Here is a 13885-nt window from a genome sequence, read left to right on the forward strand (position 1 = left end):
CTTCCGTTAACGCTAACAAGCGCGTTCAGCGCCAAAGGTCAACGGGGTGCAGCCCGATGCTAGCGCCAGAAAGCGACATATTGAACGAGATCGGCAGTTTTTTTCGCCAGAAACAGCAGGATGCGGCCGTCATCGGCAAGCACATCCGCCAAAATAAGCAAAATGAGGAGGGCCCCAAGCCAGAGCGCGATCCGATTGGTCATCTATCCCCTTCGCGCGCCCTTGTTTGGCGCGTCAGTGCACGAGTCGCCCCATCGCCCCGGCCACATCGGCCATGCGGCAGGAGAACCCCCATTCGTTATCGTACCAGGCCAGAACGCGGACAAGCTTGCCCACGACCTTGGTCTGGTCCGGCGCGAAGATAGAGGATTGCTGCGTGTGGTTGAAGTCGATCGAGACCTTCGGCTCGGGGTCGTAGCCCAGCACCATGCCCATATAGCCGGCGGCGGCCTCGCGGACGATTTCGTTCACCTCGTCGCGGGTGACGGTCTTGCGCGCCTCGAAGGTCAGATCGACCGCGGAAACATTGGGGGTCGGGACCCGCAGCGCGGTGCCGTCGAGGCGGCCCTGCAGCTCGGGCAGCACCTCGCCGAGGGCTTTTGCGGCGCCCGTCGAGGTCGGGATCATCGCCATCGCCGCGGCGCGGGCGCGGTAGAGATCCTTGTGGCGACGGTCGAGCGTGGGCTGATCGCCGGTATAGGAATGGATCGTCGTCATCACGCCCGATTCGATGCCGATCGTGTCATTGAGCACCTTGGCGAGCGGCGCGAGGCAGTTCGTCGTGCACGACCCGTTCGAGACGACGTGATGCGCGGGCGTCAGCTCGCGATGGTTCACGCCGTAGACCACGGTCTTGTCGGCATCGGTCGCAGGCGCGGAAACCAGAACCCGCTTCGCGCCGCGGCCCAGGTGGACGGCGGCCTTGTCGCGGGCGTTGAACTTGCCGGTGCATTCGAGAACGACATCGACGCCGTCCCAGTCGAGTTCTTCCGGGTCGTAGGTCGACATCACGTCGATCGGGCCGCGCCCGAGGTCGAGCGTGTTGCCCGCGACCTTCACCTGCCCGCCGAACCGGCCGTGGACGGAGTCGTATTTCAGGAGATGCGCATTGGTCTCGATCGGGCCGGTGGCGTTGATCTTGACGACCTGCACGTCATTGCGCGCGGCTTCCGCGATATGCGCGAGCGTGCAGCGCCCGATGCGGCCGAAGCCGTTGATCCCGATGGTGACGGTCATGATGATCTCTCCGAAGCGCGTGATTTCGGCGCTGGATACCATTGCATGCAATTCGGGAAAAGGTTTTGAAACAGTATGTTAGCGTAAACACGCGGTGTTTGCGATAACATTGCGGGGCAGGGTGCGGCTTTGGCGCGAAGAGTGGCGCCAAACGGGGCGCGGCGACAGAATCTTTCGCTCAATCGTCGTCCTCCGCGACGAGGAAGATCTCTCCCGCGGCTTCCATCTCCCGGATTGCGGCGACAACCGCGCTCATCGCCTCTTCGGCGTCTTTCTCCTTTACCTTTCCCAGATTCGCCATCTCGTCGCGCAAGCTTTGCGCCATGCGCTGGGACATGTTGGCAAGAATGAACTCCGCCGCGGGCTGCAATGGGCCGGTCGCCCCGGCAAGCGCGACGGTCAGCTGCGTCTGATCGACCACGCGCAGCACTTTCGGGATATCGCGTGTATCGATGCGGGCGGGGATATTGGCGAAGGTGAAGATCGCCTTCTTCACCTCGTCGGCGAAGGTCTTGTCCTCTTCCTCCAGCCCCTTGAGCACCGCGTCGCGGGTGGCCGAGGCGGAGTAGTTCAGGATTGCGCCCACCCGTTCCACCGGCCCGGAATCGAAGGCTTTGGGCGGGGTGGCATCCAGTTGCGCCGCGAGCGCCTGCCCGATCCGCAGCACGGTTTCGGGCGCGACATTGCCGGTCAGCGAGACCGCATAGGCAATCCGCCGCGCTTTCTCTCCGGGCAGCAGCCCGAGCAGCTCGGCAGATTTCGCGACCGACAGCTTCGACAGCATCACCGCGCCCACTTCGACGCTTTCGCCTTCCAGCACGGGCAGAAGCACCTCTGCGGTGAGGCCCGCGATCCGCTGCCACGGATCGGCGCGCGAGGAGCCGGAGGCCAGCCTGCGCAGACGGTTCGAGGCCGAGGGCGAGAGCTGTCCGTCGAGCAGCGACAGCGCGCCTTCCAGCCCGCCAGGAAAGGCGATGCCGACAGCCTCCAGTTCTTCGCAGAACTCTTCCACCACGCTCGCGATGGTGGCGCGGTCGACCAGACGCAGCTGTGCCACAGCCTCGGTCAGTTCGGTCTGGTGATCGTCGCTCAACTCCGTCAGCGGCAGTTTCAGCCCTTCGGAGGCGAGCAGCCGCACGATGATCGCAGCTTTCTGGCGCCGCGAGAGCGGTCCCGGCCGGGCGGATTTGTCGCCAGCCGAGTCGGACCCGGCCATATGACCGAGCGCCATGGGCGCGATCGCATTCACCGCGAGAACCTCCGTGCTGGGCATCGGCCGCGCGGGCGGCCAATGCGGTTTCGCGGTCAGCTTTGCACGGAGGCCGTTAAGACGGGATTACCGTCTCAGCGGTCAGCTGGACTGCAGGACGCAGGCACTCGCGTCCTTGTCCCAGACCTGGCCCTGCGGGCAGGACATGGAAGCCTGGTGGCCGCTAAAGCACTCGGCCGACGCGGCCAGAGGAGCGAGGATCAGCACGGCGGCTGCAAGGATGGTTCGGGTCATCTGCAATCTCCCTTTGCTAGATGCCCTAGGGTAAGCCCGAATCGCACGCGCCGCCTATAGTCGGCTGACATAGGCGGCGCGGAACGGGCTTGTTTGTCGATTATTCGCCGAAAACGCGGGCGAAAATCGTGTCGACATGCTTGGTATGGTAGCCCATGTCGAACTTCTCGTTGATCCCGTCGACGCCGAGAGCGGCCACGACATCCTTGTCGGCGAGCAGCTGTTCGCGGAAATCGACGCGGTCTTCCCAGACCTTGAGCGCATTACGCTGCACCATCGCATAAGCGTCTTCGCGCGACACGCCGGCTTGCGTCAGCGCCAGCAGAACGCGCTGGCTCATCACCAGACCAGGGAACTTGTTCATGTTCGCGAGCATGTTCTCGGGGTAGATGATCATCTTGTCGACGACGCCTGCCAGACGGTTCAGCGCGAAATCGAGCGTCACGGTCGCGTCGGGGCCGATGCCGCGCTCGACCGAGCTGTGCGAGATGTCGCGCTCGTGCCAGAGTGCCACGTTCTCCATCGCCGGGATCACGGTCATCCGCACAAGGCGGGCGAGGCCGGTGAGGTTCTCGGTCAGGACCGGGTTCTTCTTATGCGGCATCGCCGACGAGCCTTTCTGGCCCATCGAGAAGAATTCCGCACCTTCGAGCACTTCGGTGCGCTGCATGTGGCGGATCTCGATCGCGACGTTTTCGATCGACGACGCGATGACGCCGAGGGTGGCGAAGAACATCGCATGGCGGTCGCGCGGAATGACCTGCGTCGAGATCGGCTCCGGCTTGAGGCCGAGCATCTTGCAGACATGCTCTTCGACGCGCGGGTCGATATTGGCGAAGGTGCCGACAGCGCCCGAGATCGCGCCGGTCGCGACTTCTTCCTTGGCGGCTTGCAGGCGGGCTTTGTTGCGGTCCATCTCGGCGTAGAAGCGCGCGAAGGTCAGGCCCATCGTGGTGGGCTCGGCATGGATGCCGTGCGAGCGGCCCACGCGAACCGTGTCCTTATGCTCGTAGGCGCGCTTCTTCAGCGCGGCCAGAACCTTGTCGAGATCGGTCAGCAGGATGTCGGCGGCGCGCACCAGCTGCACGTTGAGGCAGGTGTCGAGCACGTCCGACGAGGTCATGCCCTGATGGACGAAACGGGCCTCTTCCGAACCCACGTGCTCGGCGAGGTGCGTGAGGAAGGCGATCACGTCATGCTTGGTGACGGCTTCGATCTCGTCTATGCGGTCGACGTCGAACTCGACATCCTTGGCCTTCCAGACGGCCTCGGCATTCTCTTTCGGGATCACGCCCAGCTCGGCCTGAGCGTCGCAGGCATGCGCCTCGATCTCGTACCAGATTTTGAACTTGGTGGCGGGTTCCCAGATGTCGACCATCTCTTTGCGGGCATAACGCGGGATCATCGGCGGCCTCTTGATTGCGTGTGGTTGCGCGCTTGTTAGACTGCACCTGCCTTTGGGGCAAGGGAGAGCCAATGCCGCAGCTGTCGGATTTCGAGGGGAACTGGGTGCTGACGCGCCAAATCCTGCATAGCGACGGCAATAAGGCCCGTTTTGACGGTCATGCCTGTTTCGCGCCCGAAGGGGTCGGGCTGCATTATCGCGAGAGCGGCGAGCTGGTGATGCCGGGCGGTCAGAGCTTTCACGCCGAGCGCAGCTATTTCTGGCGGGCCGAGGGCGGGCAGATTGCCGTGGCCTTCGAGGATGGGCGGCCCTTTCACAGTTTCGATCCGCTGAGCCCGGCCGCGAGCCATTGGTGCGATCCCGACGATTACCGGGTGAGCTATGACTTCGACGCGTGGCCGAAGTGGCGGGCGATCTGGCGGGTGCAGGGACCGCGCAAGGATTACGAGATGATCTCGGACTATGTGCGCAGCGCGGGGCAGCCCTGACGCGGACGCTCTTGTCGCGGGCGGGGACGCGCGGCAATCTGCGGGAATGAGAGACCTTGTCGCTACACCGATCCTGCAAAACCGCCTGAGCTTCGCGCCCTGGGCCGATCCGCGCACGCGGCGGCTGCCGGGGGTGATCCCGGTGACATATGAGGATTGGCTCGAGGTCGATGATGCCTATGCCGCGCAGATGGGCCTGCGCGACCGGCTGATCGGGGAGGCGCGCGATCTGGTGCTGGGCTTGTCGGATCACGGACGGCCTGCGGCGGAAGAGCTCTACGATCTGATCCTGCCGATGCTTCCGGCGCTGGGGTTCGGCTGTAGTGCGGAGACGGTCACGCGGCCCGATGGGGCGGTGGTTGCGCTGGATCGCACGGACCCGCTCGCCACGCTCGGGCGGCTGCTGCAATGCGATCTGTGCCTGATGGAGGCCGATCCCGACGCCTTCGGCCATGCCGAGCACGTGCTGACCGGCGGCGTGCTGTGTTTTCCCTCGGGCTGGACGCTGCGCGAGAAATTCATGCGCCCGATGATGCGCATTCATGAGCCGATCGAGATCTATACCGACGATCTCGGCAAACGGGCTCGGCAAACGGGTGCAGCGATTGCTGGATGGCGTGCGTGAGGGCAGGGGGCTGATGCGTGGGACTGCTTCGCGCTCTGCCGCGCATCTGCATGATCCGCGCTCTGAATACGAATTCGCTCACGCGCCCGCCGACGCCCCTTATATACGGGTGGAGCGGCAATGCCTGTTCCGGTTGTCGCGCACGAATGCGGTGATCTTCTCGATCCACACCCAAGTGGTGCGGCCCGAAAGCCTGACCCCGGATCAGGCGCAGGCCTTGGCCGAGCACCCGATCCGGCAGGCGGATTAAGCTTCCTGCATCAGCCGCCAGCGCGTCTCGGCCATATCCTGCGAGACCATGCCGGGGATCAAAAGCGCGTCGATCAGCCACCACAGGCCTGCGAGGCCAAGCGGGATGAAGCCGATCAGGATGGGCGACAGGAGCGTGCCGATCCCGGTCAGCGCCAGCATCACCGCGCCGGAGAAGACGCGCCCCATATACATCCGGTGCACGCCAAGCATCGGCAGCATGAACCACAGCACATAGCCCAGAAGGGCGGACTTCTTCTCATTCGCGACGCGCTGCTCGATATAGAGGGCGCGGGCATCGTCTCGGGTCATGTTAATCTCCATAACATCTTCCCAGCCGATATGGGCAGTTGCGCCGCGGGATCAAGAGGGTCGCGGACAATCCGCCGTCTCGGCGGGTCTGCGCGGGCGTCCGGTTTCATAACCTTTTAACCAAAAGTGACCTAGGGGAAGTTTTGGCGCTAATCGCCTTATGCGCGAGTGCCGCGAGGCTGCGGATTTCCGCAGTACTGAAAAAATGTGACATATAAAACAACAAGATAAATAACAGTGATCAACGACTTGTGATTTTTTGCCGTGATCTCTTTATAGCCCCGAGCCGCAACAATTGTCGGCTTTCGTCACAATTATGGACGAATCAAAGATGAAAACCGGGTTAAAGAAAAGCGGGCTTGAAGGTTCGCACTCTGAGGTAGGGTAATAGGGGCGAAAATGTCGGATCTCTCGACCAATTTCGAGCTTGCAAGTGTAACGAGTACCAGCCGGGACCGGTCGCGCATTCTGCGTTATGAGGGCATGGGCAAGCGTCTGTTCGACATTCTCGCCGTGCTCGCGATCCTTCCGGTTCTGCTGCCGCTGATCGCGGTGCTCGCGCTCGTGGTGCGCACCGACGGTGGTCCTGCCTTCTATTCGCAGATCCGCGTCGGGCAGGGCGGCAAGCGCTTCCGCTGCTACAAGCTGCGCACCATGCATGTCGATGCCGAGGCGCAGCTCGTGCGTTTGTGCAACGAAAACCCCGCGCTCGCGCTGGAATGGTCAGTGAACCAGAAGCTCGACGACGATCCGCGCATCACCCGCATCGGCCGTTTCCTGCGCCGCACCAGCCTCGACGAGCTGCCGCAGTTCTTCAACGTGCTGTTCGGGTCTATGAGCCTCGTGGGGCCGCGCCCCTTCATGCTCGACCAGGAGGCCAGCTACAAAGGCGCGATGGGCCTAGCCTATTACAAGATGCGCCCCGGCATCACCGGGCTGTGGCAGGTCGCCGGGCGTTCGACCACCGCCTTCGTGGACCGAGTGCGCTTCGACGAACGCTATTACGCGCGGCTGTCGCTGCTGAACGATCTGTGGCTCTGCGTGATGACCGTCGCCGTGGTGCTGCGCCAGACGGGCAAGTAATTCCAACACCGGTTGCGAGAGAGAGACGGCTTGTAACCTGCCAACGGGCGCTCCCTTCGGGGGGCGCCCATCGTCTTTCAGCCTTCGACTTGCAGGAACCGCAGCCCGCCTTTGTCGAGCCACGCCGCACTCAGGAGCCCGGTCTCGTAGGCGCCGGTATCGACCGCGATGCGGCCCTGATCGGCGACGGGTTGCTCCACGACCCAATGGCCGAAGGCGATCCAGACCCCGTCGCGCCGGGTCATCTGCCCGAACCGGGGATGACCCCAGAGCAGCGCATCGCGGCTCTGGCGTTCCATCGGGTGATAGGGGTCGGCCCCCGCATGGGTCGCGGCGAAGCGACCCTCGCGCCACATCGCGGGGCGCGCATCGAGCCATGCCAGCAGGTCTGGCCCAAGCGCGCGAGCGAGATCCATGCGCAGCGCGTCCAGCACCTCCGGATCCGTCTCGCGCGGATCGGGCGGCGCGATGCCGTAGCTCTGCAACGTCTGCAATCCGCCCACGCGCAGCCAGCCGGCGGTGCGCGCATCGGGCGACAGCAGGAAATCGAGCATCATCCGCTCGTGATTGCCCATCAGGCAGATCATCCGCGAGGGATTGGCAAGCTGCGCGGCATGAAGCGTCGCCAGCACCCGCGCCGAATTCGGGCCGCGGTCGATCATGTCGCCCAGCGTGATGATACGGGCCTTTGCGCCTTGCGGTTCCTGCCCGATCCGCTCGAACATCTTGCCCAAGAGATCGGCGCGGCCGTGAAGGTCCCCGATCACGCAGATCGGCGCCTCCGGACGGGGCAGACCATTGGGTGCCGAGGAGGGAGCGGTCTCTGGTTTGAGACGGGAGAGTAGAGAGCGCAACATATGGGGAAATCCGGAGTTATGCGGGGTGGAAACCAACGCGTGGCTGCGACATAACCGTCGTAAGACGTGAGCGAAAGGGGCTCACTTAAAAATGGGCGGCAAACCGCCCCCGTGGCAAGGGCGGGTCTTGAGGGGCATGGCGAGACGCATTCTGATCGTGGTGGAGAACCTGCCGGTGCCGCTGGATCGCAGGGTCTGGCTGGAGGCCACGACATTGCGCGCGGCGGGCTACGAGGTCTCGGTGATCTGTCCGATGGGGCGCGGCTGGGATGCGGCTTACGAGGAAATCGAGGGCATCCATATCTACCGCCACCCCGCGCCGCCAGAAGCCCATTCCGGCGCGGTGGCCTATGCGCGCGAATACTGGCACGCGATCAAGGCGTGGTTCCGGCTGGCGAAACAGGTGAAGCGCGAGCGCGGCTTCGACGTGATCCAGGGCTGCAACCCGCCCGACCTGATCTGGCTTCTGGCCTGGCGCTATCGTCTGTCGGGCGTGCGCTACATGTTCGACCATCACGACGTCTGCCCTGAGCTGTTCGAGGCCAAGTTCGGCAAGAAGGGGCTCCTCTGGGCCGTGATGCGCATCTGGGAGCGGATCACCTTCGCCAGCGCCTCGGTGTCGATGGCCACGAATGAGAGTTTCCGCAAGATCGCGATCACCCGCGGTGGCATGGCCCCCGAAGACGTCTTTGTCGTTCGCTCCGCCCCGCGCGTCGAGACCTTCCTGCCCGGGCCCGGTGATCCCGCCTATCGCAAGGGCGCGAAGACCGTGCTTGGCTATATCGGCGTGATTGGCCAGCAGGAGGGGATGGACCTGCTGGTTCAGGCGGTCGAGCATCTGGTGCGCAAGCTCGGCCACACCGATCTGCATGTGGTGATCGTGGGCTTCGGCCCCGAACTGCCCACCGTGGAGGCCGATGTCGCCGCGCGAGGCCTGAGTGACTACTTCACCTTCACCGGCCCGCTCTATGGCGAGGATATGCTGGCGGCGATGAATGCGATCGATATCGGCGTCGCGCCCGATCCGAAAAACGCGATGAACGACATCTCCACGATGAACAAGGTCATGGAATACATGACGCTCGAGAAGCCCTTGGTGCAGTTCGAACTGACCGAAGGGCGGGCCTCTGCGGGGGAGGCCGCGCTCTATGCCCGTGCTAATGATCCGAAGGACTTCGCCGCCCGGATCGCGGCCCTGATCGAGGCGCCCGAACGCGCGCGTTCGATGGGGCGGCTGGGCCGGGCGCGGGTGCTCGATGCGCTGTCTTGGGATTTCTCGGCCCGACAGCTCCTTGCGGCCTATGATCGGATATTCTCCAAGCTGGGGAAATAAAGCCTGTTGATTGAGCGGAATTGTTTCTTATAAATCGTTCTTTTTGCTCAAGTTTCGCCAAGATTCCAGTTGCGCGCCGCCCCATTCGAGCCACAAACTCAAGGGGCGGACAGGGAGACGGTTCGCCCTATATCGTTATGCATTCAACGTGGACCTTATATGGCGCATTGGAGGACATCGGCGGTGGCGTTTACCGCACTGGTTGTGACCGGTGTGGCCAGCTCTGCTCTCGCGGGTGATCTGCGTGAAGCCACGCCTCACGCGACCGCTGATCTGACGGGCAGTGCGCTCTACGATCCGGTGGCCCATGCGCTCGCGATCGGGCTGACGCCCGCGATGGCAGATGCGCGCGTCGATCGTGCGATCAAAGCCGTGGAAACCTGCCCGCTTGTGTTCGATACGCGCAACCCGATCCCGGGTTGCTGGGACGGGACCGTCGCGCTGGGCTCGTAAGCCCGCTCAATCCGGAATCGAGGCGCTCAGCCGGGGCAGGGATTGCCCGATGAACCGCGTGAGCCGCCGGTCGGCAGCGCGCACTTCCTCGTCGCGGCGGATCGGCGTCACATAGCGCACCAGCGCGCCATCGGTCCGCCCGCGCGTGATCCCGTCCACGATAACCGACAGCTTCGCGCGCCAGTCGCTCGTCATCGCGCGGCCACGCCCGTCGAACCAGTAATAGACCAGTTGCCGGTTGAGCCCCTTGGTGATGATCGCGCGGTTGACCTCGAAGGGGGCGCGGTGGGGCAGGACGATGCGATGCGGTCGGAAGGCGCTGACCTCCCAGCCGCCGACCGGCAGGCACACCTCGGGGGAATGGATGCCGTCGCCCTGGCTCTGATCGGCATACCACGCGACGAACAGGTTCACCGGCGCGTCCTGCGCGGGATCGGCATAGACCGCGTTGAGATAATCGCTGGCTGCTAGGACTTGCTCGGTCGCAGGCTCCAGCGGGCGGGGCGTGCCCTGCCAGCCATCTATCTGCGTCGGGAAGGACGACAGGGGCGCGCGCTCCGGCGGGAGCGTCGTCATCTGCGGCAGGCCCGACCAGAGCGCGAGCGCCACCCCCGTAATGACGACCGCCAGCCCCAGATCGCGCGACGGCGCGAGGTTGCGCAAGCGCCGCGCTTCCGGCGCGAAACGGCGATAATCGAGGTCGAGCGCCTCCGAGAGCGGTTTCGGCTCCGCCACCAGCCGCTGCAGCCCGATCGCGGTGAGGCTGAGGATCGCGATCGCCGCGCCGAAGATCACCCAGCCTTCGAAGACATGCAGGAAGCCCTCGGCCTGTTCGATCCCGTAAGCATCGACAAGGATCGCGACCATACCGATGCGCAGCGAATTCAGCAGCACCGTCAGAGGCGCGGCCATCACGAAAAGCACCGCCTTATGCCAGAACGGTCCGCGATAGAGGATGCCGAACAGGTAGGAAAAGCTGAGGATCGGGAAGAGATAGCGCAGGCCCGAACAGGCATCGGCCACCTGCAGCTTGTAGACGCCGAGGTCGATCACATTGCCGCTCAGATGCACCGGGATGTCGGCGGCGCGCACCAGCATCACGCCCAATTCCGACGAGACGAGCTGAAGGGCGATGGTGAGTTTCCAGTAAAGGATCTGCGGCAGCGGCAGCATGAAGATCAGATGCAGCACTGGCTTCCAATGGCGTTTGCCCGCCTGCCAGCCCATGCTCAGCAGTACCGCGCCCATCATCCAGACGATCAGCGCATAGGTCACGAGATCGGCGATCTGCGCGCGGCTGCCGAAGACCGAGAGGGCGAGCGCCACTGCGATCACCGCGACGCCTTGCCAGCGCTGCGGGCGGGCCTCCAGCGTGAGCGGTGCGTGATGCAGTTCGCGCGCGAAAAGATAGAGCGAAATCAGCGGGATCAGCGGCCCGTGGCTGTATTCCGGCGTGGACCATGCCGCCCCGAGGCTCGCGAGCCCCAATGCGAAGAACGGATAGGACAGGACGGCCAACGTTAGCAGGCCGAGCGTACCCCATGGCAGGGCACGCACCTCGCGCAGAGGGGGGCTCGTGGTGATCATCTCGACTGCTCGCTCATAGGCCGTCTGACGCGGCGCTTAACATGAGCTTACCCTGCGAGAGCTTTGATCCAAAGACAAAATCAGCGCTGGGCCGGGGCCGGGCGCGGGGTGTTGCCCGACGAGCCCTCTCCGGTCAGCGCCGCAAGCTGCGCCTTCGCGCCCTGCATCGCGGGCGGCAAGGGCTCGCCGGCAAGACGCAGCGCATCGCGCAGGGCCGCTTCGGCCAGATCGGTCTCTTCCAGCGCGATCAGCACGGCGGCGTAGTGATATTGCGCGAGCGGGTTCTCCGGCAATCCTGCGGCGGCAGCGGCGAGCAGGGGGCGCGCCGCCCCGTAATTGCCCAGCCGATATTCCGCCCAGCCATAGGTGTCCTTGAAGGCGGGTTCGGGCCGTTCGCGGAAGCGTTTCGCGATCTGCGCCGCGCGCTCGAGGCTGGGCCGGTCGTCGCGATGGGTGCTTAGCAGGCTCGCGAGGTTATTGGCCACGATCAGATCGCCGCTGTCGCGGGTGTAGAGATCGTCGTAGGTCGCGATCGCCGCGTCGAACCGGCCCGACTTCTCCTCCGAGCGCGCCCGGTAGAGCAGCAGCAGCGGATCGGCCTGCGGCGCCTTCTCCAGCGCGGTCTGGATCACCGCAAGCGCATCGCCCTCGCGTTCTTGGGCCGCAAGCAGGCGATAAAGCTGGCGGGCCGGGCGCGGATCCGCCGGGTCTTCATACATCAGAGTGCGCAGCCCGGTCTCGGCCCGGTCGGTGTCGCCCTGAATCGCACAGAGATTGGCCTCCAGCAGCCGCAAGCCGCGATTGCCGGGTTGCTCGTCCAACTGCGCCTCAAGATAAGCGCGCGCCTCGCCGCCCCTCCCGGAGGCCAGTTGCGCCTGCACCACGGCCGAGACCGCCGCCGCCGAGACCGCAGGGGCCGTGGTGACGCCGTCTTCGCCGGTCGCGGGCATCTGCACCAAGGTTTTCAGCGTCTCGATCGCGCTCTCGCTGCGTCCGCGCCCCATCAGGATCGCGGCGCGGATCGACTGCGCCAGCGCCTCCGTGCCCGGGGCCGACGATGCGGCAAGGCGGTCCGCGATGCGATGGGCAAGCATCCAGTCGCGATCGGCAAGCGCCAGATCGGCCTGCCGCTTGAGCAGTCCGGGGCTGTTGGGGGTTACCGCCACGGCCTCGGCCAGAACCGTCCGCGCGGCGCTGGCGCGGTCATGCGCGAAGAGGAAATCGACATAGCGGATCGCCTCGGGCGCGGCGCGCCCCGCCGCATCATAGGCCTGGCTGAAGCGCCCCATCGCCAGATCGGGCGCGCCTTCTCGCAGGTCGGCCTCGCCCAGCAGGGTCAGGGTCTGCGGATTGTCGGGGGCCTGCTGCAGCGCGCTGCGCAGATCGGTAATCGCCAGATCGAGGCGATCCTCCTCGATCCGCCACGCCGCGCGCTGCTGCAGGGCAGGGACGTTGGTCGCATCGGTCTTCAGGATGGCCGCGATCTCGGCTTTCGCCTTTTCGCGCTGCCCGTCATGGTCGAGCATCCGGGCGTAAGCGCTGCGCAGCTGCCGCATCTCCTCACTGTCGGGATGGCTCTCGATCAGCGCCTGCATCCGCGTCAAAGCCGCCGCCCGGTCTCCCGCCTGAAAATCCAGATCGGCGCGCATCGCGGTGAAGATCGCCTCATTCGCCGCGCCCTTCGACTGCGTGATGAGCGAGTCGAGTTCGGCCCGCGCGGCTTCGGCGCCTTTCGCGCGGGCCAGAAAACGCACGAGTTCCAGATAGCCGCCCGTCTGCTGGTCTCGATCTGTCGCGAGCTTGCGTAGGAAACGCGCCGCCCCCGCCGGATCGTCGCGCAGCACATACCATGCGATGAGCGCGGTGCGGGTTTTCGGGTCTTCCGGGAACAGCCCCTGCATCACTTCGAGCTGCGCGCCGATCTCCGCGTTCGCGCCGCGCTTCGAGATCAGTTCCAGTTTGAGCACCTGCAGCCGGTATTGCGCCGGATCGCGGGCCAGCGCCGCATCAAGGGCGGCCAGCGTCGCGGCGTCGTCGCCTTGGGCGTTGCGCGCATCGATCAGCACATGCCAGCCGGTCAGGACCTCGGGATGCGCCACGGTCAGAGCCTTGGCCTGCGCCGCTATTTCGGACTGGCGGCCCGTGTCGCGCGACAGGCTCGCCTGCCGCAGATCGAGTGCGAGCTGCACCGCCTGCGCGCCGGGATCGTCCGGGGCGAGTTCCTGTACCGCGTCGACCTGCTTTTGCGCGCGCGGCAGGTTGCCCGTGCGCAGCGACAGCTCCGCAAGGATGCGATGCACTTCAACCGTCTCGGGATACTGTTCGAGCAGACGCAGATATTGGCTGAAGGCTTCCTGCAGGCGTCCTTGCGCCAGCAGCAGATCGGCATAGGCGCGCCGCGCGGCCTTATGGGTGCCGTCATATTCGAAGACGTTGCGCAGCTCGACCATCGCGCGGACGGGATCGCCCTCGGCCAGAAGGGTCTCGGCCGATTGGTAATGGGCTTCGGCCTTGTCTGCGTCACTCTTGCAGCCGCTCAATGCGAGTGCCGCGCAAAGCGCGAAAAAGCTCGCGCGCGCATACTGGTATCGGGGCATCTGTCTTGCCTGCTCTGCTACTGCGCTCTGACTGGCGCTTGGCAGAAAGGCTAGCTGCTCCGACGTCATCTATAAAGAGATTTGAACAGCGCCCCCTGTCTAAATAGCCAGTTTTCCTAGGAATAGACGCGTTTTTGCGACAGTTTCGCCTCAGCC

At 64.8% G+C, this 13885-nt stretch carries 15 protein-coding genes; 6 read left to right on the plus strand and 9 right to left on the minus strand.

What is annotated here, in order from left to right; translation table 11 throughout:
- Positions 1-59 precede the first annotated feature (59 nt).
- The 5 genes from AKL02_RS07415 to purB form a co-directional block, all read right to left on the minus strand.
- The gene (locus tag AKL02_RS07415; RefSeq protein ID WP_165756920.1) at positions 60-203 is read right to left on the minus strand and encodes a hypothetical protein; all 144 of its coding nucleotides are present in this window, start codon (positions 201-203) and stop codon (positions 60-62) included.
- A gap of 31 nt (positions 204-234) precedes the next feature.
- The gene (gap, locus tag AKL02_RS07420; RefSeq protein ID WP_078519392.1) at positions 235-1236 is read right to left on the minus strand and encodes a type I glyceraldehyde-3-phosphate dehydrogenase; all 1002 of its coding nucleotides are present in this window, start codon (positions 1234-1236) and stop codon (positions 235-237) included.
- A 178-nt stretch (positions 1237-1414) separates the two neighbouring features.
- Positions 1415-2452, minus strand: a complete 1038-nt coding sequence (locus AKL02_RS07425) for a flagellar motor switch protein FliG (protein ID WP_083075576.1) — start codon at positions 2450-2452, stop codon at positions 1415-1417.
- Positions 2453-2587: 135 nt separating this feature from the next.
- Positions 2588-2740 (minus strand): chitin-binding domain-containing protein, encoded by a 153-nt coding sequence (locus tag AKL02_RS07430; protein ID WP_098410593.1) that lies wholly within the window; start codon positions 2738-2740, stop codon positions 2588-2590.
- 100 nt (positions 2741-2840) lie between these two features.
- On the minus strand, positions 2841-4145 hold the full coding sequence (gene purB / locus AKL02_RS07435) for an adenylosuccinate lyase (RefSeq protein WP_078539499.1): 1305 nt from the start codon (positions 4143-4145) through the stop codon (positions 2841-2843).
- A gap of 71 nt (positions 4146-4216) precedes the next feature.
- On the opposite strand from purB, the gene AKL02_RS07440 reads away from it, so the two are divergent.
- The 3 genes from AKL02_RS07440 to AKL02_RS21240 are packed head-to-tail and all read left to right on the plus strand — an operon-like array spanning position 4217 to position 5508.
- Entirely contained in the window at positions 4217-4633 is a 417-nt protein-coding gene (locus AKL02_RS07440) for a DUF6314 family protein (RefSeq protein WP_078599278.1), read from the plus strand.
- 46 nt (positions 4634-4679) lie between these two features.
- On the plus strand, positions 4680-5258 hold the full coding sequence (locus AKL02_RS07445) for a heme-dependent oxidative N-demethylase subunit alpha family protein (RefSeq protein ID WP_332836465.1): 579 nt from the start codon (positions 4680-4682) through the stop codon (positions 5256-5258).
- A gap of 13 nt (positions 5259-5271) precedes the next feature.
- Entirely contained in the window at positions 5272-5508 is a 237-nt protein-coding gene (locus AKL02_RS21240; protein WP_456300825.1) for a heme-dependent oxidative N-demethylase subunit alpha family protein, read from the plus strand.
- Here AKL02_RS21240 and AKL02_RS07450 read toward each other — a convergent pair.
- Complete coding sequence (locus tag AKL02_RS07450; RefSeq protein ID WP_083075579.1) at positions 5505-5819, minus strand: TM2 domain-containing protein; 315 nt, start codon at positions 5817-5819, stop codon at positions 5505-5507. The two genes, AKL02_RS21240 and AKL02_RS07450, sit on opposite strands and share 4 nt — an antisense overlap.
- A 399-nt stretch (positions 5820-6218) precedes the next feature.
- Here AKL02_RS07450 and AKL02_RS07455 point away from each other — a divergent pair, with 399 nt between their 5' ends.
- Positions 6219-6902, plus strand: a complete 684-nt coding sequence (locus AKL02_RS07455; RefSeq protein WP_232621732.1) for a sugar transferase — start codon at positions 6219-6221, stop codon at positions 6900-6902.
- Positions 6903-6979: 77 nt separating this feature from the next.
- Here the strand turns inward: AKL02_RS07455 and AKL02_RS07460 are convergent, their stop codons facing one another.
- Entirely contained in the window at positions 6980-7669 is a 690-nt protein-coding gene (locus tag AKL02_RS07460) for a metallophosphoesterase (protein WP_232621733.1), read from the minus strand.
- 226 nt (positions 7670-7895) lie between these two features.
- On the opposite strand from AKL02_RS07460, the gene AKL02_RS07465 reads away from it, so the two are divergent.
- Positions 7896-9092: a glycosyltransferase family 4 protein gene (locus AKL02_RS07465; protein WP_083075123.1), complete on the plus strand. Its 1197-nt coding sequence runs from the start codon at positions 7896-7898 to the stop codon at positions 9090-9092.
- A 183-nt stretch (positions 9093-9275) separates the two neighbouring features.
- A complete protein-coding gene (locus tag AKL02_RS07470) occupies positions 9276-9545 on the plus strand; it encodes a hypothetical protein (protein ID WP_083075125.1) in 270 nt (89 codons plus the stop codon).
- Between the two features lie 6 nt (positions 9546-9551).
- On the opposite strand, the gene xrtD is transcribed toward AKL02_RS07470, so the two are convergent.
- Together xrtD and AKL02_RS07480 are read right to left on the minus strand one after the other, a co-directional pair.
- Positions 9552-11132 (minus strand): VPLPA-CTERM-specific exosortase XrtD, encoded by a 1581-nt coding sequence (gene xrtD / locus AKL02_RS07475; RefSeq protein ID WP_083075127.1) that lies wholly within the window; start codon positions 11130-11132, stop codon positions 9552-9554.
- Positions 11133-11212: 80 nt separating this feature from the next.
- Positions 11213-13729, minus strand: coding sequence for a tetratricopeptide repeat protein (locus tag AKL02_RS07480; protein ID WP_165756921.1), 2517 nt, complete (start codon positions 13727-13729; stop codon positions 11213-11215).
- Positions 13730-13885 lie beyond the last annotated feature (156 nt).

The sequence above is a fragment of the Thioclava electrotropha genome (assembly GCF_002085925.2).
GTDB lineage: Bacteria > Pseudomonadota > Alphaproteobacteria > Rhodobacterales > Rhodobacteraceae > Thioclava > Thioclava electrotropha.